Annotated in this window: 15 protein-coding genes and 1 tRNA gene; 10 read left to right on the top strand and 6 right to left on the bottom strand. The window is 45.4% G+C overall.

What is annotated here, in order from left to right:
• Positions 1 to 372: 372 nt before the first annotated feature.
• The 3 genes from AAFP14_RS25220 (at position 373) to AAFP14_RS25210 (ending at position 6,260) form a co-directional block, all read left to right on the top strand.
• A complete protein-coding gene (locus AAFP14_RS25220) occupies positions 373 to 3,816 on the top strand; it encodes a CHAT domain-containing protein (protein ID WP_341734925.1) in 3,444 nt (1,147 codons plus the stop codon).
• A 547-nt stretch (positions 3,817 to 4,363) separates the two neighbouring features.
• Positions 4,364 to 4,735 (top strand): hypothetical protein, encoded by a 372-nt coding sequence (locus AAFP14_RS25215; protein WP_341734924.1) that lies wholly within the window; start codon positions 4,364 to 4,366, stop codon positions 4,733 to 4,735.
• Positions 4,722 to 6,260, top strand: a complete 1,539-nt coding sequence (locus tag AAFP14_RS25210; protein ID WP_341734923.1) for a hypothetical protein — start codon at positions 4,722 to 4,724, stop codon at positions 6,258 to 6,260. The genes AAFP14_RS25215 and AAFP14_RS25210 overlap by 14 nt, the downstream gene beginning before the upstream one ends.
• 2 nt (positions 6,261 to 6,262) lie before the next feature.
• Here AAFP14_RS25210 and AAFP14_RS25205 read toward each other — a convergent pair whose 3' ends face one another.
• The 4 genes from AAFP14_RS25205 to AAFP14_RS25190 all read right to left on the bottom strand — a co-directional run bounded on the left by AAFP14_RS25205 (position 6,263) and on the right by AAFP14_RS25190 (position 15,561).
• Positions 6,263 to 6,886 carry a precorrin-8X methylmutase gene (locus tag AAFP14_RS25205; protein ID WP_341734926.1) on the bottom strand — a complete coding sequence of 208 codons (624 nt, stop codon included), beginning with the start codon at positions 6,884 to 6,886 and terminating at the stop codon, positions 6,263 to 6,265.
• 101 nt (positions 6,887 to 6,987) lie between these two features.
• Positions 6,988 to 7,794: a TPM domain-containing protein gene (locus AAFP14_RS25200; RefSeq protein ID WP_341734922.1), complete on the bottom strand. Its 807-nt coding sequence runs from the start codon at positions 7,792 to 7,794 to the stop codon at positions 6,988 to 6,990.
• A 260-nt stretch (positions 7,795 to 8,054) separates the two neighbouring features.
• Positions 8,055 to 13,529, bottom strand: a complete 5,475-nt coding sequence (locus AAFP14_RS25195) for a WD40 domain-containing protein (protein WP_341734921.1) — start codon at positions 13,527 to 13,529, stop codon at positions 8,055 to 8,057.
• Positions 13,530 to 14,229: 700 nt separating this feature from the next.
• Complete coding sequence (locus AAFP14_RS25190) at positions 14,230 to 15,561, bottom strand: ATP-binding protein (protein WP_341734920.1); 1,332 nt, start codon at positions 15,559 to 15,561, stop codon at positions 14,230 to 14,232.
• A gap of 330 nt (positions 15,562 to 15,891) precedes the next feature.
• Between AAFP14_RS25190 and AAFP14_RS25185 the strand changes: the two genes are divergently transcribed.
• Both AAFP14_RS25185 and ftsZ read left to right on the top strand, forming a co-directional pair.
• Positions 15,892 to 16,758 carry a cell division protein FtsQ/DivIB gene (locus AAFP14_RS25185; protein ID WP_341734919.1) on the top strand — a complete coding sequence of 289 codons (867 nt, stop codon included), beginning with the start codon at positions 15,892 to 15,894 and terminating at the stop codon, positions 16,756 to 16,758.
• A gap of 561 nt (positions 16,759 to 17,319) precedes the next feature.
• On the top strand, positions 17,320 to 18,588 hold the full coding sequence (gene ftsZ / locus AAFP14_RS25180) for a cell division protein FtsZ (RefSeq protein WP_341734918.1): 1,269 nt from the start codon (positions 17,320 to 17,322) through the stop codon (positions 18,586 to 18,588).
• Positions 18,589 to 18,637: 49 nt separating this feature from the next.
• On the opposite strand, the gene AAFP14_RS25175 is transcribed toward ftsZ, so the two are convergent.
• Complete coding sequence (locus tag AAFP14_RS25175; RefSeq protein WP_341734917.1) at positions 18,638 to 19,402, bottom strand: MBL fold metallo-hydrolase; 765 nt, start codon at positions 19,400 to 19,402, stop codon at positions 18,638 to 18,640.
• Between the two features lie 304 nt (positions 19,403 to 19,706).
• On the opposite strand from AAFP14_RS25175, the gene AAFP14_RS25170 reads away from it, so the two are divergent.
• Both AAFP14_RS25170 and AAFP14_RS25165 read left to right on the top strand, forming a co-directional pair.
• Positions 19,707 to 22,574: a diguanylate cyclase gene (locus AAFP14_RS25170; RefSeq protein WP_341734916.1), complete on the top strand. Its 2,868-nt coding sequence runs from the start codon at positions 19,707 to 19,709 to the stop codon at positions 22,572 to 22,574.
• A gap of 125 nt (positions 22,575 to 22,699) precedes the next feature.
• Entirely contained in the window at positions 22,700 to 23,107 is a 408-nt protein-coding gene (locus AAFP14_RS25165; protein WP_341734915.1) for a response regulator, read from the top strand.
• A gap of 120 nt (positions 23,108 to 23,227) precedes the next feature.
• Here AAFP14_RS25165 and AAFP14_RS25160 read toward each other — a convergent pair whose 3' ends face one another.
• Positions 23,228 to 23,455: a hypothetical protein gene (locus AAFP14_RS25160; protein WP_341734914.1), complete on the bottom strand. Its 228-nt coding sequence runs from the start codon at positions 23,453 to 23,455 to the stop codon at positions 23,228 to 23,230.
• Positions 23,456 to 23,912: 457 nt separating this feature from the next.
• Here AAFP14_RS25160 and AAFP14_RS25155 point away from each other — a divergent pair, with 457 nt between their 5' ends.
• From AAFP14_RS25155 to AAFP14_RS25145, 3 genes are all read left to right on the top strand, one after another.
• Positions 23,913 to 24,641, top strand: a complete 729-nt coding sequence (locus AAFP14_RS25155) for a peptidoglycan-binding domain-containing protein (RefSeq protein WP_341734913.1) — start codon at positions 23,913 to 23,915, stop codon at positions 24,639 to 24,641.
• 126 nt (positions 24,642 to 24,767) lie between these two features.
• Positions 24,768 to 24,849 (top strand) — tRNA-Leu (locus tag AAFP14_RS25150).
• Positions 24,850 to 24,950: 101 nt separating this feature from the next.
• On the top strand, positions 24,951 to 25,256 hold the full coding sequence (locus tag AAFP14_RS25145) for a small RNA NsiR4-regulated ssr1528 family protein (protein WP_341734912.1): 306 nt from the start codon (positions 24,951 to 24,953) through the stop codon (positions 25,254 to 25,256).
• Positions 25,257 to 25,387 lie beyond the last annotated feature (131 nt).

The raw sequence follows: 25,387 nt of genomic DNA, 5'->3' as shown, positions 1-25,387 counted from the left end.
AAACCCCAACCTCGTAGGGGCGGGTTTCACCAACCATAATGGCCCATAATCCACCATCTCGAAAACCCGCCCCCACCCCACCACAAAACCCCCACAAACCCCAACCTCGTAGGGGCGGGTTTCACCAACCATAATGGCCCATAATCCACCATCTCGAAAACCCGCCCCCACCCCACAAAAAATCACAATATACGTTGTTCGATGCGATGCAAAATTCAGATTCATGCAGGCGATCGGTTGCGGTGGGCGGGTTTATCAAAATTGTCCGTATTGATATAGATATGGTTGGTGAACCCGCCCCTACAAAACTTGGGTAAATCTGTTGCATTCCCCCCGCAAACAATGTAAAATATCCCAAACACGGATAGTGCAATGAACAACCAACCAACCTATCTCACCCTCATCCAATCTCTCCTCAACTCCCCAGAAGACGAACAAATCGCCATCCTGCAAAACAATCTCGAATTAATCGACGATGGTTGTGCCCAATACTTGCGAGAGTGGGCAACTCAAACCCTCCCAGAAATGGAGTCAGAGGAAGCATACAAACTTGCGGATAATCTCTATAGTTTTAATATTACAATTTCCAGTCTTCAGCAAGGCAGTCGGGCAAGTAACATAGAAATTGCCATCGCTTGTTTGGAAGTAGGATTAATTATTTTTACTCGCGAAGCTTACCCAAAAGATTGGGGATATAATCAAAATAGTCTGGGTGTTGCTTACAGAAACAGAATCAGGGAAGACAAAGCGGAGAATCTCGAAAAGGCGATCGCCTGTTATGAATTGGCTTTATTAGTTCGTACCCGCGACGCATTTCCCCAAGATTGGGCAACGACTCAAAATAATTTAGCAAATGCTTACAGAAACAGAATCAGGGAAGACAAAGCGGAGAATCTCGAAAAGGCGATCGCCTGTTATGAATTGGCTTTATTAGTTCGTACCCGCGACGCATTTCCCCAAGATTGGGCGATGACTCAAAATAATTTAGCAAATGCTTACAGTGACAGAATCAGGGAAGACAAAGCCGAGAATATCGAAAAGGCGATCGCCTGTTATGAATTGGCTTTATTAGTTCGTACCCGCGACGCATTTCCCCAAGATTGGGCGATGACTCAAAATAATTTAGCAAATGCTTACAGTGACAGAATCAGGGAAGACAAAGCCGAGAATATCGAAAAGGCGATCGCCTGTTATGAATTGGCTTTATTAGTTTACACCCGCGCCGCTTTTCCCCAAGATTGGGCAACGACTCAAAATAATTTAGCAAATGCTTACTATAGCAGAATCAGGGAAGACAAAGCGGAGAATCTCGAAAAGGCGATCGCCTGTTATGAATTGGCTTTATTAGTTCGTACCCGCGACGCTTCTCCCCAACAATGGGCAATGACTCAAAATAATTTAGCAAATGCTTACAGTGACAGAATCAGGGAAGACAAAGCGGAGAATCTCGAAAAGGCGATCGCCTGTTATGAATTGGCTTTATTAGTTTACACCCGCGACGCATTTCCCCAAGATTGGGCAATGACTCAAAATAATTTAGCAACTGCTTACAGTGACAGAATCAGGGAAGACAAAGCGGAGAATCTCGAAAAGGCGATCGCCTGTTATGAATTGGCTTTATTAGTTTACACCCGCGCCGCTTTTCCCCAACAATGGGCAACGACTCAAGAAAATATTGCTTATGCTTATCAGGAAAAAGGACTAATTCCAGAAGCAATAAAATGTTTTAAATCATCTTTAGAAATCTTCAAACCGGATGCTTTACCCCTTAGCTGTCTGAAAGCTGGGCGAAGTTTAGGCAATTTAGGATTTACAGAAAACTTGTGGGAAACCGCCATCTTCGGCTACGAAAAAGCGATCGAAGCAGTCGAACAAAGCCGCGAGTGGATCGCATCCGACAACCGCAAACGAGAAATCATCGAAGAAAATCTTGATGTCTACGAAAAAATGATGCAATCCTGCATCAACCACCAACAATATCACAAAGCCATTCAAACAATCGAACGCAGCAAATCGCGCTACCTACTCGAACTTTTCACCAACAGCGAAATCTACCCCAAAACCGCCACCGCCACCGAAAAACAGCAACTCAAAAACCTGCGCCGCCAAATCGCCTCCCTCCAACAATCCCTAGAAACCCAAACCCCAATTTCTCCGCCCCTTTCCCCTCTTCCTCCCCCCCTTACCAAGGGGGGGCCGGGGGGGGTTCCAGACTCTCCCTCCCAACGCACAACCCAAACCCGCCCTCACATTCCCGAATCATCTCAAAAACAACAAGATAAATTAGCAACAGCATTACAGCAACTAGAACAATTCCTAGAAACCTTCAAACAACGAGAACCAGAATTCAAACTAACTCAAAAAATCCAACCCATAGACATCAACAAATTCCAGAAAACATTAGATCCAAAAACAGCCATTATAGAATGGTACATCGGCAACAACTCCAACTCCAACTCCAACTCCCCCCTTCTTAAGGGGGGCTGGGGAGGATCAGCCTTCATCATCACCCGCGACAACATAGAATTAGTCACCTACACCACAACCGAAATAGCCGAATTAGAAACCTGGAAAAACAACTATCTCGACCAATACCGCGACCAAAAAACCAACCAAATCTGGCAACAAACCCTCTCCCAACAACTCGAAAAACTCTCACAAATCCTGCGCCTCAACGAAATAGTAGGCAAAATCAAAACCAGCCACCAACTAATCCTAATACCCCACCGCTACCTGCACCTATTCCCCCTCCACGCCCTACCATTAGAGGGCGGGCACGCACCATCCACCGCCCCTACGGATTCGGGCGGGCACGCACCATCCACCGCCCCTACGGATTCGGGCGGGCACGGGGGCACGGGCGGGCACGCACCATCCACCGCCCCTACGAGGTACTTGTTAGACTGCTTCCCCGCAGGCGTGAAATACGCCCCCAGCTTGCAACTGCTGGAACTCGTAAAAAATCGCATCACCACCAGAAAATCCAGCCCAAAAAATCAACAACAATTATTCGCCCTCCAGAATCCCACCGAAGATTTATTCAACGCGGATATGGAAGTAGAAACCATCAAAACCCGATTCAATCCCCATCAAATTTTACTCAAAAAACAAGCCACAAAAATCGCCCTCAATGCCAGCGGAGAAAACCTCGCAACTGCCAACTACCTGCACTTTTCCTGTCACGGCGTTTTCGACTTCGACTATCCACTCCAATCATCCCTAATCTTAGCCGATTCCCTCGAACCATTACCCCTCCAACCCGTAGGGGCGGTGCCCCCGTGCCCGCCCGAATCCCCGTGCCCGCCCGAACCCCCGTGCCCGCCCGAAACCAAGCGTTACGTCACTCTACGCAGCGGCAGAAAAGCCATCCCCGAAAAATGCCTCACCCTGCGCGACATCTTCAGCGAATTGCTGTTACCGAAGTGCAGTCTCGTCACACTTTCCGCCTGCGAAACCGGGTTAACAACTTCCACCGCCATGACGGATGAATACATTGGTTTACCCAGCGGCTTCTTGTATGCGGGTAGCATGAATGTTGTCAGCAGTCTGTGGGCTGTCGATGATTTTGCCACCGCAATTTTGATGATTAAATTTTATCAGGAATTACCGCAGGCAGATTCAGTAGCCATTGCTTTGAATGCGGCGCAAAACTGGATGCGCGTTGTGACTCGCAAGGATTTTCAAGTTTGGGTAGAATTGTTAAAATTAGATAAAAAATCTAGACAAAGTATAGAATTATGGTTAGTGTGTTCGAGTAAAGAACAGCCGTTTAGCGACCCGATAAATTGGGCAGCATTTTGTGCCACGGGATATTAAAGTGTCAAAACATAATCTCGTAGGGGCGGGTTCACCAACCATATATAACAGTAATAGACAATATATAAAAACCCGCCCAACCCCACCAATAATCCACATGAACATTTACCCAAATTTTGTAGGGGCGGGTTCACCAACCATATATAACAGTAATAGACAATATATAAAAACCCGCCCAACCCCACAGATCACCTGAATTAACAGAAAATATGGATCGAATGTTAAGATGTAGATAATGATTGTTGGTTGGGGTTGGGCGGGTTTTCGAGATTGTCGATAATTGGCAATTATGGTTGGTTAACCCGCCCCTACGAATTAAATGTTAAGATGTAGATAATGATTGTTGGTTGGGGTTGGGCGGGTTTTCGAGATTGTTTATTGGTGGCGATTATGGTTGGTTAACCCGCCCCTACGAATTAAATGTTAAAATGTACATTGTGATTGTCGGTTGGGTTGGGCGGGTTTTCGAGATTGTCGATAATTGGCAATTATGGTTGGTTAACCCGCCCCTACCAATTCATTTTTTTAAATGACCGGAGGAATTACTATGGAACCTGACAAAATTATCTATGCTTTCCTGCAATGGCTGCACGAAAATCCCAGTATTTTTATGCCGACAGCATGGCAAGATTTACCAAAATTACAAACAGAAATAGCAGAATCAGCAGATGATGAATTGTTTCCCATTGCTATGACTATCAGCAAGTGGTGCGCCTTTCATCAATTGGGAGATGAATTAAAAATTGCTGTTGTTAAATGCAAAAAAGAAATCGAAGATGTGGGCGAACCCACCCCAACGACAATGTGGCCACTAACCAATATCACTCAAACTCTGCGTACCAGCATTCAAGAAAGTTACAAAAAGCTGCAAAAAAGCGCAGCAGATAATCAATCAGATACTAGCAATGACTCCAAGTAGCAAAATCTATGCCCCTAACGTCTATCTGTTTGCCTTTCACCCCTGTAACGCCCTAGAATCACAGTCAAATTCCCCTGTGGAATTCGCCAGTTTGTGGCAGAAGTGCGATGAGATTTTGCAAACTAAATTAGCCGTCACTAACAAATTCACTGACAGCTATTTTCACAAAAAAAATGAACCTGTAGGCTTGCGTGTTAACTTAATTGATAAATCAAAAGTTAACAACCGTAATTCTCTGTTTTTTGCTAAGGAGATTGTGGTTGAAAATCAGCAAGTTCCTGTCAAGGGTTTCGCGGCACCGATGCGAATTGACGACAGTTATGCCTTGGGTTTGCAAATTCGGATTCCCGAAAAAGATGGAGGCATTAAAACACCTGCTGTGGATGTTAGCATCTTGAAGCAGTTTAATCCCGGCGACTGCTTGCTGCCAAATTTTGTGCAGAGTTATTTCGGGCAAACTCTGCTGATTACGGCTTGGCTGAGTGTGGAACAAAATCAGGCGGCGCGGGAAGATTCGCAGTTTTTCAAAAATTTAGGCAAAGAGTGTCTAGAAAGCTTGATTTTTGCTGACAATCTCCCGGATTTCTGTCGTCAAGGCGAGTTATTCGGGAGTCCAATTTTGGAGTATGGAGATCTCAATCAGCCCGATGGTAACTGTCACGTTATTATCTGGTTTTTCAACAGTGCGACAACTGATGATATCTGGGATGAGACGCGGTATCGCGATTTTATGGATTTGTTTTTGTACCGCAATAAGATTCTGCGGGCTTATCAGGATAGCCGCCAGCTTTATGCGGTGATTCGCGAGGAATACAAGCAAATTGAATTGGATATTGACAAGACTTTTGACTATTTGGAGAGGGATAGGGTTCAGCAAAGACAATCGAAAGGTGCGGGTTTAAATGAGGAGGAATTGGAATATCTGGAAACTCAGATGATTAAGCTGCCGCAGCGGGCTGTGAAGTATGCCCGGATGCTTAGTGATTTGCAGTTTCGCGAAAATACGATCGCCATTAATGCCCAAAATTATCAAGATAAATTAAATCAAATAAGTCTTGACATTACCGACAGTAAAAAGTATAATAGTAGTGATGCCGATTTAAGTTTTCTCGCAACATTCAGTACGCAAAACTGCCCGCGGTTTCAAAGGCAGATTCAGGCAGATTTAGGTTATTTCCAACATGGTTCGGGCTTGCTAGATAAGGCAATGGAAGCAATTCGAGGCGTAGTCTCCATTGAAGAAGCTTATCGGGATGCGAAACTTGAAGTTACGATTCAAGCAGTGGGCTTTGGTTTGGGAGTAGCGGGAGTAGTGGCTGGTGGCGCTCCTTATTTGATTAAACAAGACGCGCCCGATCGCAAATTTTACTTGCCATTATTGAGTAGTGTGGAAATTCATCCTTTTGTGTTAGTGCTATTGATTAGTTTGGGAGCCGGTGGCGCAGTGTGGTTTGTGTTGATGTTTGGAATCAAAATCAAGCAACTACTGCCTAAAATCAAGCAGCAGTTGCCACCTTTGAGGTAATATCAACTATTCCCCTCTTGGCCGTAAGCCTGCCAAGCCAAATCCACCAGCCCATTCACAATCGCCACAGCCACCACCGCCGAACCCTTCCGCCCCTCAATCCGAATATGAGGAATCATGGAATCGTGTAAGCGAGACTTGGCCACATCCACGCCTACAAACCCAGAAGGAGTCCCAATCACCAAAGCAGGGCGAATTTCCTCAGACTCAATTAAATCGACAATCGCCGAGAGAGAAGTTTGAGCTTGGCCAACTACAAAAATTCCCTCTGGATAGCGTTTAGCCAAGGTTTCAATCCCCCAAGCAGCCCGCGTTTTTTCCTTTTGAGGGCGTGTCAAAGCTTCCATTGAACAGTACACCGGATTGGCAAAGGTACTTTGGAGCAGTGGCGTAATCCCCACCTGGACCATGGGCACATCTACCACAATCGTAGTCCGAGCAGCCAAAGCGGCCGCCCCAGCTTGCAAAGCTTGATCGGAAAAACTGATTAAAGACTTATATTCAAAATCAGCAGTTGCATAAATTACACGGCGGACAATTTCATATTCCGCCGCCGAAAAACCATGCTCGCCAATTTCGCTATCGATTAATCCCAGACTCTGGGCATCGCTTAAGTGCCATTCCATGTGTTGAATAGCTGTCGCCTGTGAATTATCAAGTATCAGCTTATCAGCTTTTAGTGATTGGTTAACTGCCAACTACCAACTGCCAACTGCCAAGGTAGAAACTAAGTTTCTGATGACGGTGAAGACTTGCCGAGTACGGGAGTGAGGAATGCTACCAAAGCCCCGATCGCAAAACCAGCCACATTCCGCACCAAAGGCAACCACTCAGAAGTCCGAATCACCACAGGGCCGACACCGAAGGCAAAAAACAAGATGCCCCACAGTGGCGAAAAAATCAGCGCCCACTGCCAAGCCACCAACTGTCCCGGTTTCCGTGGTTGAGCCGCAAAGCCACAGATGACCCCCCCTAGCACCGAAGAAATTAAAGTCAAAATCCACTGTTCCCTAGGCAAACCGGGAACCACGCGACATCCACCTTGACGGAGACAACCTTCGATCGACTCCAAAGATTCAATAATCGCTCGATCTTCGCCATTGTCCCGCACAAAAAACTGATTACCGTAGCGGGTTTGCAGTTCCACCCAAAAAGTGCGCGGCAACAGAGGATACAAAGAATCTCCCACATTAAAGTTCAGAAGATTGCCACCTCGCGGATCGGCAACTAACAGGACACTCTTTTGATCTAAGCCCCAATAATCTTTGACAGCCAAACCGGGGGTGCGATCGTACTGAGTCAGCACTCGCAACTTCCAGCCAGTTTCCGCCTCAAAGGCAGTTAAATTTTTTGCCAAGTCCTGTTCTTCAATCTCTGTAAGGGCTTTAGCTAAGTCAATGATCGGAGTCTGAATTTCGGGCAACAAATCAGGATTGTTGAAAGCATGGGCTGCTGGTGCGATCGCCCACAGGGACAAAGCCAGGAAAAAAGCAGCAGCAGAGGCTAGAAATTTGCGTGAGAAAAACTGTGACATAGGAAGTTCTAATCTGGGTCTCAATTGTGAATGAATACTAGCTGGCGGTCTTAACCAGAGGATAAGAGAAAACTCATATTTCTTTACAATTATTTACTTTACAGGAAGCGGGGGGGAAGGGGAAGTGTTGGGATAAGGAAAGTTTGGAACAGGAAAGCAGCATCGGGCATCGGGCGTTGGTGTTAAATCACCACATTTAACGGCCTATTCTGGGCATCGCCTCTGCCCACTCGCCACTCCCACGGCCAAAAATCACAGGGCTAAAACTGAGATTTAGGCGCTACCCCATCGCACAGACGCCGATCGCGATCGCTCACATTTGGATTAGTCCTCAGATAATCCCCCACCCAATCGCAGCCCCTGACTAACAAATCGTCCAGGTCCAAATTCCACAAAATCACCCGATTATCCCTACCAGCAGAAGCCAGAACCTTCCCATCCGGGCTAAAACTCACACTCATCACACTGTCTTTATGTCCAGTCAAAGTTTTCAACAAAGTGCCACTACGACTCCACAATTTCACCTTGCGATCGTAACTACCCGAAGCAATCAACAAACCATCCGGGCTAAAACTGACGCTAGTCACGCTGTCGCTAGAACCCTTGAGTAGCGTCGCCACCAAAGTCCCATCCACATTCCACAACTTCACCGAATTGTCATAACCAGCCGAAGCCAGCATTTGCCCATCAGGGCTGAAAGCCACCCCCAACACAAAACTGTTGTGAGCCCCTTCAAAAGTCCTCAGCAAACGACCATCCCGATTCCACAGTTTCACAGTACCGTCATCGCTAGCCGAAGCCAGCATGGAACCATCGGGATTAAAACTAACGCTAGTCACCCAGGCTTTGTGTCCCGTCAAAGTTTTAATCAACCTGCCATTTCTAGTCCAGAGTTTAATAGTTTTGTCCTTACTCGCCGAAGCCACGATCTCGCTGTCGGGGCTAAAACTGACGCTAGTCACGCTATCGCTATGTCCATCGAGAGTGAACAACACAGAAGGAGAACAAGGGAAAAGTGGAGCCGAAGGACAAGGCAAAATATTAGCGATCGCATTTTCTTTTAAACTCCAGATTTTGACAGTTTTGTCATGACTTCCAGAAGCAAGCAGCAAGCCGTCGGGGCTGAAACTGAGGCTAGATACTCTCTGAGTGTGTCCCTCCAAGGTTTCCAACAACACCCCTGTACGACTCCAGATCTTGATAGTTTTGTCCATAGCAGCAGAAGCCAGCCTTTGGCCATCGGGGCTGAAAGTAACGCTGAGGACGCGGTTTTGATGTCCGTCAAGGGTTTTTAGAGGTACGTCATCCAGTCGCCACAGCCTGATAGTTTTGTCAAAACTTGCCGAAGCCAGGGTTTTGCCATCGGGGCTAAAACTGATCTGAGTAACTCGATCGGCGTGTCCTTCAAAGGTTCTGAGCAAGCGGCCCAGAGGCTTAAACTTGCCAGCATCTAGCGGGTGTTTTCCATGAATATCCACCAGACTCCAGAGTTTAACCGTTCTATCGGCACTACCAGAAGCAAGAGTTTGACCATCAGGGGAGAAACTGACCCCAAATACCCATTTGCTATGTCCCCGCAAAGTTGTTAGCAGCAAGTCTGTTTTGTCGATTGAATTTAGTTGTGGATTGTTTTGAAGTGGGCGGACATTCCAAATTTTGACTGTGTTGTCCTCACCGCCAGAAGCCAGGGTTTCACCATCGGGAGAGAAACTGACGGTATAAACTTTAGAAGGTTTTTTGTTTTCGCTGTGCCACAGATTCGCCATTAGTCTACCGTCAGAGCTCCACAGTTTCACAGTACCGTCATCGCTGGCCACGGCTATAATTTGACCGTTGTGGCTGAGACTGACCCAATTTACGGGTGCTAGTTGTGGGATGGTTTGCAGGAGTGTACCATCGGTTTTCCAGAGTTTGACTGTTTTGTCTGTAGATGAAGAGGCGATCGTTTGTCCATCCGGGCTAAAAGTGACACTGGTAACGCTATTAGTATGACCTTTAAAAGTTGCCAGTAAAGTGCCGTCGGTTTTCCACATTTTGATGGTTTTATCTAAGCTTGCGGAGGTGAGAATTTTGCTGTCAGGACTGAAAGCCACACTGGTAACGCTATTAGTGTGGCCTTTAAAAGTTGCCAGCAAGCTACCGTCCCTCGCCCAAAGTTTGACTGTTTTGTCTACACTAGCCGAAGCAATTGTTTGCCCATCTGGGCTAAAATTTAGACCCCAAACGACATCTCCGTGTCCTTCTAATCTGTTGCGTTCTTTGATACCGTAAACCGCCTGTTGGAGAGACGCAGAAATCAAAATTTCTGTGTCTTTGAGAGTGTGGGTTTCTTGGGAGTGTTCGATTTGCCTCCATTGTCTCCCCGCTCTCAAACTTTCCATCATCGCATCAAATTTGTTATTGGAAAAATAAAGTGCTTCAGAAGCCGCCGTCAGGGTGCTAATTTCGGCTCGCTGAGTTTGAGCTACAGCTAGTTGTCTTTGTCCCACAGCTCGCCACCAAAAGTTGACGGCGGCGACGGTGGAACTGGTTAGCAGCAGTACGCCGATCGCTGCTAATCCCAAAAGTTGTTTGAGAAAACTATTCGCCCTGTATAGCTGTGCTTGACTCATGTTTTTGTCGGCTTCTGCTTTGTGCAGTCTGGCTTCTAAGCCGAATCTTTCGCGGATGGGGCGGACTAGATAGTCGTGAACCAATTGATAACGATCTTCGGGGGATTCCCGGAGCAAAAATAACAAACCATGACCAACTAAAATATCTAAAATTAATTCGAGGTTATCGGTTTTTTTGGGTTCTATTTCTGAGTTTTTGCCCAGTTTGTGCTGTAGTGAAATTAAGCTGATTCTGCCCATCCCAGACAAATCTGGTTCCTCCACATCTTCGGGCTGCACCCCTGTAACTAATGAGAGTTCATGTTTGGTTTTTATCAGTCTGACTCCTCTTTCATCGGTCAGGGAAAATAAAATTTTCCAAGCTGCGTCTTCGTTGACAGGACCGCAGTCAGAAATGACTCGTTCGAGCGATCGCTTGACTAATTCTGCTTTGGGGTTGTCACCCAACTGCTGGTATTGTTCTATGGTCGTAATATTTTCTTCTTGCAGTTGCGCTCCCACCACCTGCAATTCGATCGGTCGAATTTCTTGCAATTCGTCTGATAAATCTTCGACGAAGGCATTAATTAGTTCTGGTTCTAAGTAAAATTCTGCCCGTTCTGTCAAGTGTCCGATCACAGCCCGCGCATCTTTAATCGAAAAACTTCGCAGTTGATAGCGGATGCTTTTGTCGAGAATATTATTATTAATGGCGTCGAGATTGGGAAAGCGATCGCAGTCTAGTAAATAGTGTAAATAATCTTCTCTCAGACAGAGTATTACTTTGACAAAAGGGAGATTTAAAAACAAACGTAAAAACTTATAAAACAGTTGTCTTTGAGCTACCGAGGTTGAAACAAAGAAAAATTCTTCAAACTGGTCAAATATTAAAATGGTCAATAAATTATTCTGGGAATTTTGTCGCAATTGTTCAACCAAAAAAGATGAAGCTTCTTCGGTACGCCCTGGTATGAATAATTGATTTTTTCGAGAAATTTCCCCGACTCCATTTTGGATTAATTTCCTGTCTTCTTCGACTTGTTTTTCGTACAGCGCGCCATTTAAAGCATTTTCCAATTCTCTGAGCCAATCACTATAAACTTTGACTAATACAGGCAAAGTATCCCGTGCGCCGGGAGTGATATTTTTTAAAGCAGGTACTAATCCCGCATTGACTAAAGAACTTTTGCCAACTCCGCTGGGTCCGTGAATAATCGTTAATTTATGGTCGTCCCTGCTAATTCTTTCCAGCAAGTTATTGATATCTTTCTGGCGAGAGTAGGCGGTCATTTCCGCTGCAATTGCTGCTTGATTTTTGGCTGAGGGACTGGACGGGTTGACGGCTTGTCGCTGCTGCTGCAATTGACTGGCTCCGATAAAAGCTCTAAATCCGTACTGATATTCGATCGATCGCTGGTTTTTTTTAATCCGAAAAGCCTTGAGGTACTCTCCCTGCTCGAAATAAACCGCTTGTAGTTCGGTCAAAATATCAATGTAAAGCCGGGGGTCGTACTTCGGCTCGCTTTGACTTTGAGCCAATTCCAAAGAATGAACTGCGGCTTCCCACTGTCCTAGTTGTCGCAAACTTTGGGCTAACAGTAAAAGATAGGAACTTCTGTCGGATTTAGGATGCTGGATTTTAGATTTGGGTTCGTTAATTGACTGGTTAGTGCCGACAAACTCTGGATAATTCCCGGAAAAACCCAATCTTAAATCTTCAATTAGCAATCTCAAATCGTTAGGGGTTTGATCTAGTATCGCTAAGGCCAACTCGGCTAGCTGACGGGCTTGACTCCACCTCGACTGTTGCAGCGCTACTTCTGCCAAAAAGCCGTAATCTTGAGCTAGCTGGCTCGGAGTTCCGTAGGTGAAATGTAGCTGCAAGGAATTTTCTGCCAATGCTTGCAATTCTCCCCAAGCTTCTAGGCGTTGCAATACCTCTCCTAGGTGTGCCGTTACCTCTGCTACTAATTCAGGGCGATCGGCAAGGGAGAAGGCATTTCTAGACTGTTCCAGGCTAATCCAGGCTTGCTCCCAATGCTGGCGGTTGGCTACTGGATTTCTGGCTGCTTGTAAGCGGTGACACAGGGCTATGTGAAACAGCACTATGCCCTCTCTTTCTAAAAAAAGAATATTCGGGACTGGATTAGACAAAGTGCAGGAAAGGTTTTTTGTTTCCCAGGACTTTTCCCAGTTTTTGAGTTCCCAATTGCCGGTTTGTTGCTGCCAAAATACTAAGCTTTGTTGGTAGTGGATCAAAGCGGTTTCGGTTTCGTCGCTGACGTAGTAGTCTCTACCGAGAACGAATTGCAGGCTAGCTTCCAGGGCTGGTTCTAATTGTTGGTCGCGATTTTGCAAATCTCTTAAAGCTAATTCTAGTTCTCGGCGCGATAAGGAACCGATCGCCAAATCGAGGTTATTTCCCGGACTCAAGGGCGAATAGGACTGGATATTGGATGTTTGGGAGTTTTGCGATCGAGGATGAGGTGTCAGAAAACGCTCCCCCTGCCGGATTTCGATCTCCTGAGTGGGTTTTTCTAAGTCGGTGTCGTCGTAGGTGCTAAAGCCGGATTTGGCGGCTGTGCTGTTTTCCCATTGTCGGTTGAGTTCGCCTACTCGAAATATGCCATCAGCTCGCTGAGCCAGAAAATCGATCAATTCGTCCACAGCCATTTCAAATTTAATTGTGGCCGCGGCCCAACTTTTGAAATCCGGGGCGAGACGGATCATTTTGGTTACGATGTCATCTGTCACCCACAACACCACCGGACAGGAAAAATTTTTGCGAAATTCGTCTCGCACTTGATTGGTAGATGCCATCACTTCGTCGATCGCTACTACTGTTTCTAAGCCGAACACCATCACAGCAGAGATCGCAGCCCCTGGGAACTGCCCGTGGTTTTGGGTGTTGGCCATCAAGGTAGTGTAGAGGGTTTTGACTCCGGGCCGTAGGACTAGATCTTGGATCGGCAGTGGGGACATTTGTCGCAGTCGCTTGACCATTTGCTGGCGCAAGTGCTCGTAGTTGCAGCGCACCAAGATTAGGGAGAATTGCTGTTGAGACATCGCGATCGACCGTACCAGCGTTTTGAGCGATCGCTCGTTGTAGCTGGCCGTTTCTCGTAATTTAATCATGTCTGTCATGCGTGCACCCCATTTGCAGAAATAAACAACCTAATGATGACTGAAACTTTCTCTACTTATATACACTTATTTCCGTCCAGCACTTTATACCTTTATTACTACGTAATTTTTCGCACTTATCTAGTCTATCCAGCCCTACTGGCTCTATTTCAATCCAAACACATCATACCTCTCAATCTAATAGAAAGCTAGATTTATATATAAATATTAAATTAAAATTAATCTGTTTTTTAGTCAGCTACAGATAAATTTATCCACCAGATGAATGGTTAGTTGCTAACCTATGATATCGACTCCGGTTAAGTGCTGATAAATAGTCTACTGGTATAGGCTTGAGAGCGGAAAGAAGCAATGGCGTAACCACTATTCTCAGTATTGAATTTGACATCATCAGAGAACTCTCGGAGTTAGCTATTAGTGTCAACGCAGAATTATCTGTAGCAGGCACTCAGCCAAACCAAATGACACAAAAATTTATGAGATAAGGGATAAGACTATGTGAGGTTAAAAGCAATAGGTAAAATCAGCCCTAGGGGGTCTGACATCAAAACCTCCTAGGGCTGCAAATATCTCCTAAACGATAGAGATTTTAGATGGGAGATTTTATGACTAAAAAATGACCCTTCTCCATGGAGCCGAGGGCTTGTTCTAGTTTTAATTTCAAATCTGTCTGCTCCCGAAGCAATCTCAAAACTCAAAACTATTTTTGATTACCGCGCTGTTGCCACTCCTTATATTTTCTCGTTTCTGCTAGGGCTGGATTGATACCAAACCAGCGACCTTCTGGATCGCGATATTCAAAAACAAACATACTTCGTAATAAAATTTGAGACTCTTCTTCACCAGTCACCGTTTGTCGGTTTACAACTTGAAACAACAATTCCCATTCCGTATCGTTGACTGCTCCCAACAAGTCATCGCGATATTCTTGAATGACACTTTCCAAACATTCACGAGTAAAAGGGGGGTCTTCGTGCTGCAAACAGCTATACAACAGCATCAGTAGATTGCGAACGTGACCGCCACTAATGCGGCAGAGTCTGTCTAAGGTTTCAGGAGAGTCGAACACCTTGGAAATCAAATCGAGGCGTTGAGAAGGAGCAACCTTGGGGAAAGCTCTAGCCAATACGAGCTGGCGTAGTAGGGCCATTCCTTCCGAGTGGTCTTCCCCCGATCGAATTTGCACCGGAACCATCGGCATCACCTTGGGTTTAACTCCAAATCTACTGGCGAGTCTACCGAAGTCATTGGAAAAAATTAAAGTCAGAGGAATAGTGTAGACTACGTGGCAATTGAGTTTTTTCAACTGTTCGCCACGGTCTAAAAACAGGTATTCTGGCTGGGTGCGTCCGCTGGGTTTGAGACCTCCGTCGAGGCGATCGAGGTTATCAACAATCACGGCGAGTCCTTTTTTGCCTTGGCGTTTGAGTTCGAGGTTGGCTACATTAAGGAGTTCTTCGTTAATTGACTGCAAGATGCTATTAGTGCGGGGTTCCAGGTATTGTCTAAGCTGCGATCTTAGTTTGGGAGAGTCTTTAGTTTTAGCAGTAACTCTAGCAATGCCTACAGATAACTCTGCTTCTGCGGATAAATCAATGGGAGTCTGCAAAAATTCTGCGACTTCTGCAAACAGATTAGTGAAATAACTTGGTCTGAGTTTAATTTTGGCTGACTCCATCGTTTCGCTGACTTGGCGAGCAATGCTCAGCAAAATATCGCTGATGTCTACGTCACCCATGTCTAAATCTTGAGAAGACTCAAAGTAAACGACGTAAAAACCTTCTTGCTCTAGCTCAGCTTTAAGTCGAAACAATTCAGTAGATTTGCCACAGCCGATATGTCCTGTAAATAGTTGACAAGTAGGCTGGTCTGGGGAGATACGGGTAATAGTCCGCTGCAAAGATTCAATGATTTTACCGCCCCGTACCGAAGCAAAATCAATGTAGTATTGATAATCTCCTGGGTCGCCCGCGACAAGGGTCTTGCTAGGGTTGCAGGCTTTATAGAATCTGTCTAATTCCAGTGCGATCACAATTGAAGCTAACTAAAAGTTAAATTGTTTAGAGAAAGTATATACTTTCAAACTCTAGTTTAGTTTGAATTTTCGCCTTTTGCCCTGTGGGGTAATGCCCTCAATACCTAAACAACCTCTGTCTGCTCATCGGCTTCCCGATGCTTAAATTCTAAATAATTAACTAATTTTTGGGGACAAACTGGCTCAGTAATCTTACTGAGCTGACCATGAATTTGGGTAATTTTGCGGGGATCTGCTTAAATAGTAGGGGAAAAGGAGACAGCTTGAGAAAAATTCAAGAGTTTTGAGTTGTCAATACTTTATAATTACCAAATTGTCAAGAGGTAGATGGCTAGTTTTGCATCAGTGTCAGAAACAGAGTTAGGGCACAGACGCCAACAGTTGCAGCGGCTTCGTCGCGCTCGATTGGCGACTGTGGTGTGGCAACTGCTGGCTGCCAGTGGGATGGCTGGGGGTCTAGTGTGGTGGATAGCCCAGCCGACTTGGTTGATTGCTCGATCGGAACAAGTGAAGGTGGAGGGGAATCATTGGCTTTCTGACAAAGCAGTCCGGTCTTTGATGCCACTTTCTTACCCGCAGTCTCTGTGGGGGATTCAACCACAAGCCCTAGCTTCTAAACTCGAAGCCACCGGTCCGATCGCCAAAGCCAAGGTGACTCGCAACCTATTTCCGCCAAGTTTGACCGTAGAAGTGGCAGAACGGCTGCCAGTGGCAGTGGCCCAACCTAGGGCGGTGACTACCACCGGCCACGACAAACAAAAAGTAGGGTGGCTGGATGCTAGGGGAGGTTGGATGCCCTTTGACAGCTATACTACTGATAAACAATCCCAAAGTAGCTCCCTGGGCAACAACAGTCAGGAAACACAGTCTCAGCGTTCTTTGCCAAGTTTAAAAGTCATTGGAGACTGGGAACTCTATCGCGCCGAATGGCCGCAGTTTTACCAAGGGTTCAGCACTTTGGCGTTGAAAGTGTTTGAAATAGATTGGCAAGACCCGAATAACTTGATCCTGAAAACAGAGATTGGAACTGTACACCTAGGTCCCCATAGTTCCAAAACCATCGAGCAACTGAAAGTTTTAGACCGGATGCGACAATTGCCAAAACAGCTAGATGCCAGCAAAATAGCCTACATTGACTTGAAAAATCCGGCTTTTCCCGTCGTCCACCGAACCTCCATCCTCCGCAGTTGGTGAAAACTCAAGTCCCTCACCAACTCCCTCGCAAAATTGAGCTGCACCATCGCCCTGGTGAGACAGCCCCAGGGACAAGTCAAGCAAAAATAATGAATCGAAAGATTTCCATCGATTTAACTCTCGGCTAGTTGTGAGACCAAATTCAGGCTTGGGAATATTCAGGCTTGCTTGCGCTAGTTTTTTGCGCAACTTAGCCTATAGTTGATTGTAAATTAGTGCTTAGCTAACAAGCTGTAAAGTTCATACTCCTGGGATCTCTACTGACCACAAAGGCGCGCGCTAACCATACCGGAGAAATCCGACCGGGAGAAATCCCCAAATGAAACGCCCTACCGAGGCGGTCTTTTGAGAATAATATCGGTAGTCTCTATCCTGCAATGCCAGCAGGTATGCCAAGGAGTTTCACCACTTTTGAGGCGCAACGGTTCCCTCACCGACCACAGGAATAGTTATGTCACCCTTACCATGCTTTCCTTTTCCTCTCACCGCCGCTCGGCTGAGCGCTCACGTCGAAGCCAAACTGAGTAAAGCATTGGCGGGAGTCTCCAAGGAGGAAGAGAGATGACCTTGAATCCTAGACAGGGGTCTGGCGAAGACAGTCCCCCTTCCGAAGAAGTCAAAAATTTTCCGGTGGCTTACGATTCCACCAATCCATTTAGACGCAAGTCTGGTTATGTAAATGTAGATAGTATTGATATCGATCCTATGGTCAATCCCAAAGAAATCATGCCCAGTAGTGCAGCCAAAATCAAAGTAATTGGCGTCGGCGGGGGTGGGGGCAATGCCGTTAACCGCATGATTGCTAGCGAGGTTTCGGGCGTAGAATTTTGGTGCGTGAATACCGATTCCCAAGCTCTAGTTCTATCCAACGCACCCAAACGCTTGCAAGTAGGACAAAAGCTGACGCGCGGTTTGGGTGCCGGAGGCAATCCTGCCATCGGTCAAAAGGCTGCTGAGGAATCTCGCGACGAAGTTGCCAATGCGTTAAATCACGCAGATTTGGTGTTTATTACCGCAGGTATGGGCGGCGGTACGGGTACCGGCGCTGCACCGATTGTGGCTGAGGTTGCTAAGGAAATGGGCGCTTTGACTGTGGGGATAGTCACCCGACCTTTTACTTTTGAGGGGCGACGTCGTACCAGTCAAGCTGAGGAAGGCATCGCAGAGTTGAAAAGCCGAGTTGATACCCTGATCGTGATTCCCAACGATAAGCTGTTGTCCGTGATTTCCGAACAAATGCCTGTACAAGAGGCTTTTCGAGTTGCTGACGATATCCTGCGCCAAGGGGTTCAGGGTATTTCTGATATTATTACTATTCCTGGTTTGGTAAACGTTGACTTTGCTGACGTGCGGGCTGTCATGGCTGATGCCGGTTCGGCGCTGATGGGTATTGGCGTGGGTTCTGGCAAGTCGCGGGCTAGGGAAGCGGCAATGCAGGCGATTTCTTCGCCCTTGCTGGAGGCTTCTTCTATAGAGGGTGCCAGAGGTGTGGTGTTTAACATTACTGGTGGCACTGATATGACCTTGCATGAGGTGAATGCGGCGGCCGAAACCATTTACGAGGTGGTAGATCCCAATGCCAATATTATATTTGGCGCGGTGATTGACGAGCGGCTTCAGGGCGAAATTAAGATTACTGTGATCGCTACTGGTTTTTCGGGGGAAATTCCCGCGCAGCAGCCGGTGAGTAGGACGCAAAATGCTAATGCTCCTTGGCGGGCTGCTACTGTTCAGGTGGCTCCGGCTCAATCGACACCTGACCCGAAACAGCAACAGGATTCGGCATTGGATATTCCAGCTTTTTTGCGCAAGCGACTGCCACCAAGATGATTGGGGATTTGAGATTTGGGATTTGAGATGGAATCTTAAATCTTAAATCTTAAATTTCTAGGGTTTGACCTGGTTCGGGTTCGAGAAGTTGGGTTGTAAGTCCTGAATTGGTCAGTAAGTGCCGAAATTCGGCGATGCTGCCGATCGATCGCACCAACATTGGCAAAATGCCCGTGGCTCGGATGTCTCCCATAGTTGTAGGTAGGAAAAACCTAGGCTTTAGGGCTTGGGCGAGGCTCAGGGCACCCGATGGCCCGATGATGATTTGTCCGAGAAATGGGAAAATTTGACCGATGACAGGGGCGATCGCTACGTCTACTGTCTCTATTTTTTGTTTAACTTTTTCTAAGTTTGGTAAGTGTGGTTCGTAGTAGAGTGTTTCGCCACTGGTTAAGTCTTTGAGCAAATAACCGTTTTCTTCCTGTCCCGGCTGGATTTCGGCTCCGGGAACTGCGGTTATTTGTAACTTTTCTTGATAATTAAATTCTTGCCAATTTGCTAAAGATGTGATATTTGTATAGCCTAAACTGCTGAGAACTTTGGCGGCGGTAGGAGATGCGATCGCAGGAATTGTGCGATCGAGCCGTTCGAGGGTAGGTTTGTGGCAGTGGTCGTCTAATCCTTGGGAAATCAGCAACAAGTCGATGGGCGGTAATGTGTCGGGAGTGAAAGCAACAGGCGTGTTGTGGTAGGCAGTGAACAGCCACGGTTGACCGTAAAATACGAGGGGATCGACCAGCCACGGATCGACCAGGATAGTTTTGTCTGCTAGGTGAAAAATCCAAGAATTCAGGTCAATTCGGGTGAGTTTCATGGTTGTTTTAAATAATACTTTACAATTCTTTCAATCATAGCAATTTAGTTGCGATTTTAAGAGGGGGCAGAGGCAGACCATCCCATCCTCAAGGGGAAGCAACCGAAAATCAGTCTGCGGTACTCTAGGAACAAATCATCGTAACGGGCTAGAATTTATACACGAAGGAGATGCCTTACGGCTCCTGCAAGGCGACGGATTTTAGATTTTAGATTTTAGATTTTAGATTTTAGGATAAATCCCAGGGATAAATCTGGGGAGTTCTTATGGGATATAAAGCCTGGGGTTTATAGGAGAATTTTCAATGAGCGATTGTGAAAAAACTAAAGAACAACTTATGGATGAATTAGAAGCATTGCGAGCGGAATTAGCGACTCTCAAAAGTCTGAGATCGCCTCGCGAACATCATCAAATCATAGAGAATGATGCCCCAGGCGATCGGCAAATCAGTTTACCTGAGTTACTAAATGCCCTCCAAAAGCTAATCCACGAACAAACATCCTACCTGGCCAATATTAACGCTCACCTCCATGAAGAAATCGCAGAGCGTAAACTTCTCGAAAAAAAACTAGCCTACTCGGAAAATAAAATTAGGTCTATATTCGAAGCCATGACTGACGTGATCCTGATCGTGAATCTCCAAGGTGAGGATCTCAACAGTATTGACATTGCTCCGATGAATAATCTAGCCCTGGATGCTCTCCGTAGTGAGATAGTGAATCAGACGATTAATCGCTTTTTTCAAGAATCATTGAATAGCGATTGGCTGCAACGAGTGCGGCACGTAGCCACCTCTCGAAAAACAGCTCAACTAGACTACTCTCTGTCGGTAGGAACTCAATTATTATGGTTTTCAGCAATGATTTCGCCCATCAATGAGACAGCAGTAACTTGGGTGGCAAGAGATATTAGCGATCGTAAACTAGCAGAAGCAAAACTCCAACAACTGAATACAGAACTAGAACAAAGAATTTTAGAACGCACCATCGCTTTACGACAGAGCGAAGCCCATTTACAAGAAGCACAAAAATTTGCCAAATTAGGGAGTTGGGAATTTGATGTATTCACAAACCAAGTTATTTGGTCTCCTGAAATATATCAAATCTATGGACTCGATACCCAGGAGGCAGAATTTACTCCTGAACAAGTCTGGCACAAATTTTTACCAGAGGATCGAGAATGTCTTAAGAATCATCTAAACAATGCTATTCAGTGCCGAGAATCCTATGCAACTGACTTAAAATTTATGCGGGTAGATGGTTCTTGGGGTTATATCTTTGCGAAAGGAGAACCTATTTGTAATGAGAGTGGAGAAGTTGTAAGAATTGTTGGCATTATGATAGATATCACTGAACGCAAACAATCAGAAATCATGCTGATAAATGCGGAGAAGCGTTGGAAATTTGTTTTTGATAATGTACAATTAGTGGTGGTGGAATTTGACATCAATGGTGTCATCAAGTATATCAATCCTTTTTTTTTAAATCTGACAGATTATACGGAAGCAGAAGTTTTAGGTCGGTCATGGCTAGAAACCTTTGTGCCTCGTGCTGATTGGCAACAAGTTGAAAATGTGTTTTCACAAAAATTAGGTTCTCAGAATCATTGTTATTATGAAAATAGAATTTTAACAAAATCAGGAATAGAAAGATTTATTGTTTGGAATAATACTGTTTTGAAAAATTCCGCCGGAAACACTATCGGTATCTTCAGTATTGGTGAAGATATTACCGATCGCAAAGCAACGGAAACTGCTTTGCAAGAGTCAAAACAACAATACCAAACTCTAGTAGAAAATTCTCCCAATATTATAGAACGCTTCGATACGGCCTTACGACATCTTTATGTCAGCCCGTCTTTGACAAAAATCACTGGGATTGCAGCGGAGGTATTTTTGGGGAAAACCTGTCGTGAATTAGCCTTATCAGAAGCGATGATTAATAATTGGGAAACTGCGGCCGAGATTCTGTTGAGAACAGGGAAAAAACAGACTATTGAGTTTGAGACATTAACACTCAATGGTGTCCGTTCTTTCGAGATGGAAATGGCTCCTGAACTGACAAATCAAGGTATAATTGAGTCGATTCTTTGCCTTTCGAGGGATGTCACCGAGCGCAAACTTGCAGCAGAAACTCTTCAAAGAGTTAATCAAGAATTGCAAGAACGAGTTGCCGAACTCAAGCAAAGAAATGCTGAGATGCTTCTGCTCAATGGAATTAGCGATTACTTACAATCTTGTTTAACAGTGGCGGAAGCTTGCGCTACCATCGGTACGCTCTCCCAACCCTTATTTCCTGAAAGTTGTGGGGCTATTTTTATGATGACCAACTCGCGGGATCTTTTAGAAATGGTAACATCCTGGGGGAATTCGCTGTATTCTGAAACGATATTTGTTCCCAAGGATTGTTGGGGTTTACGACGGGGGAGACTGCATTGGATTGGTGGGGAGCGACACGATCTATTCTGCAACCATATTGACCACCAAAATCCCCCTGTCGAGTCTCTTTGTATGCCGATGATTGCCCAAGGGGAGACCATAGGGTTACTGTATTTGTGTGCTTCAAAACCACATCAAATGACTGAAAATAGGCAACTATTAGCACGGAGAGTAGCAGAACAGTTGGGATTGGCGATCGCCAATATTACCCTCCGAGAAAAATTAGTCAATCAAAGCATCCGTGATTCTCTAACAGGCTTGTTCAATCGCCGCTATCTGGAAGAATTTCTCACTAAAGAAATCGCTAGAGCACAGCGCAATCAATATAGTGTGGGTACGATCATGCTAGACCTCGATCGCTTCAGGGAATTTAATAACACATTGGGTCATGATGCGGGAGATTTAGTGTTGAAAGAAATCGGCAAACTGCTAAATAATATGATTAGAGCTTCCGATGTTGCTTGTCGCTATGGTGGTGAAGAAATGACCATAATTTTGCCCGAAGCTTCTCTGGAAGGAACTTATCAAAAAGCCGAAGAAATCAGAAAAGCGATCGAAAAACTCCAACTCAATTATCAAGGAAAAAAAATGACATCTATAACGGCTTCACTGGGAGTAGCCTCCTACCCCGATCGAGGTAAAACAGGTTTTGCGGTGATTCAGGCTGCGGATGCTGCGCTGTATCGAGCCAAGGCTGCTGGACGCAATCAGGTGATTGTTGCCGATGATGGATAAGGCTTGAAGATAAATCCCACATACTCCTGTTTAGAGTCAGAATTAAAATAATCTATCAAAGTCACCTAGCCCATAGACAAACTGATAGAATCTTGATGAGTAAATTAATTAACGAGATGCTAAATATGGAAAAAACACATACTATTTCTGATATTGACGGGGCCAAACCTGTCATTTTATTGGCAGAGGATAATGAAGCAAATATTGAAACTTTTTCTTCTTATCTCAGCGCTTTTGGGTATGAAATTATTATCGCCAATAATGGTAAGGAGGCGATCGAAATTGCTACCACAGCCACTATTGACTTAATTCTCATGGATATTCAAATGCCAATCATGGATGGTTTTGAAGCTATATTAACCTTGCGTAAAGAACCAAAATTAGACCGAGTTCCCATTGTGGCGCTCACAGCCCTAGCACTGGTAGGCGATCGCGAAAGATGTTTGGCTGCTGGTGCTAATAAATATTTGTCTAAACCAGTTAAAATGAAATTGTTAGTAACTACTATCCGAGAACTGTTAGGACAAATTTAGACGGGGATTGGTTAGTGTTGTCAGCTAATTTTTCTAGCCAAGTTGTCCACCTTAATCCCGGACAAATCTCTTTCAGCCACAGTTTCGGCGGAGTAAGCAATTTGAATTTTAGCAACTTTATTACTTCCTTCTTCTGATTCTGCTTTTCAGCATCCTGTTGGCTTCTTCCCGCCCGCGAATTTTCCAAACTAACAAATAACACATCAAACAAAACCCTAAAATCCCTAACACGATCGCACTTTCTTCCGGTAACTTGGCTGTTCGATCGAACTTGCTACTATTCGGACTTGCTGGGATGTTGTTTTTAGTTACATCGTCCGTTTGCAGAGGTATATTTGTGTAGCCCATATTTGTGCAACCTAGTGGAAGTAAGCCCATCCGCTGAGATTTATTATAGGTGCTGTTCCGGCGACATCGGTATTGATAATTGCCCACTGGGGCAACAATGTCAAGGTATGTCTAGAACATTAGTTACAGATTCTTACCTTAGCCTTCGATCCAGATTGCCAAATTTCTGGGGAAATCTACCGGGTAATAGCCCTGGGTCTATGTATATTTGTGTAGCCTATATTTGTGCAACCTAGTGAAAGTAAGCCCAGCATCGATCTAATTCCCAAATGGGCGATCGCCAAATAGAGGCATTCCCCTTGATTCCTGTAGTGTTTGACCCTTACTAATTCATTGGTCTAACTCAATCTAACATTCGTTAGATATGAGTAAGTGTGTCCTGCATGGTATTACAATTAAACACAGAAACCATAAAACAGTCTTAATTTACAAAACTTTACTATCGAGAGGAAAACCTATGCGTGTGACTACTGCAACGATTCTCGGTCTAGTGGCTCTGGTAGCTCCTGGATTCACCAGGAATGCCACCGCAGCTTTCGAGTCCAACCCCTTTGTCCAAGAACAGTACCGCAGAGACTTTGTGGCTCCGGCTGACCCTGGTACTTCTTCCCCAGAGGCGAATTCCCAAACAGATATGTTTAACAAGCCTTTTTATGCCGGGGAGCAAAAACCAGTCAAAAAGGAAAAAACTATATCCGCAGGAGCAGACGGACCGGAAGTTGCAGCCATACAACAACGGTTGCAAATTCATGGTTTCTCCATCGGCACGATCGACGGTGCCTATGGTTCCCGCACCACTGCTGCTGTCAGTGAATTTCAACGAGCTAAGGGCTTAGATTCAAACGGCATCGTAGACAAAGAGACTTGGACAGCATTAGCAGCCGATTCGGTATCTGCTCCTAAAACTGTTGAGGAGGAGTCTCCCATTCAGAAGGATGCTTCCGTTCCTAGCAACGCTCCCAGCAGCGAGCCCACCAATGTAATTATTCTTTCTAAAGGCTCTTCTGGTGCGAAAGTGAAAACACTACAGGTGCGCCTAGAAGTTCAAGGTTACGACCCAGGTCCGATCGACGGTATTTTTGGTGCCAAGACCATTGCTGCTGTCAAGGGGTTTCAGGATTACAAAGGTTTGAAGGCAGATGGAGTGGTAGATGAGACCACTTGGAAAGCACTTGGCCAAAAATAAGTCATTATCACAGACCAGCCAACCCGGTTTCAACCTCCAACTAGACTGACTCAGAACAAAAACCGGGTTTTTAAATTTGGCTTGACAAATAAAATAGTATGTGCTAATTTTGTTAAATGTGACTACGCGGATATGGCGGAATTGGCAGACGCGCCAGATTTAGGTTCTGGTTCCGAGAGGAGTGAAGGTTCAAGTCCTTTTATCCGCACTAAATTCAATCCTTGATGTGTCAACGGTTTGAGCTTAATGAGAACGCCTCCTTTGAGGTTTTCCGGTTGAGCGATCGTCTTTTTTTTAAAATTATCACCCATGTCTGAAGAAACAAAATCAGTGGCTCAATCTACAACTGGCGCAGATGCGATCGACGTGGCGATCGCATCTGGTATAGACTTTGATGGCTCTCCAATTCCCCAGGCAAAATTAGACCTTTACGAGAAAGTAATGGGATTAGAAGCCGGGAGACAGCGGAGTGGTGTATCAAATACCATGCGATCGCGAATTGTCCGCATTGGTGTCAAACACCTGCCTCAAGCAGAACTAGATCAAATGCTGATCGCTGCTGACTTTGCACCGCTCAAAGATAAAGAAGTTGCATTTTATTACGGCGGCAAGTAACTCTTCTGCTACATAAGATTGACATAAAGCGGACAAGAATGACATCTCGGACACTTAAAACTTACTTCCTGCTTCTACGTAGGGAGTCGGCTCCTTCTACTCTACAGGCGTGAATTCAGGATTAGCCATCC

This window comes from Microcoleus sp. EPA2 (assembly GCA_020882975.1).
Classification (GTDB): Bacteria; Cyanobacteriota; Cyanobacteriia; order Cyanobacteriales; family Microcoleaceae; genus Microcoleus.
Note: the sequence above shows the minus strand (reverse complement) of the source record. Positions and strands in the feature narration are given on the sequence as shown.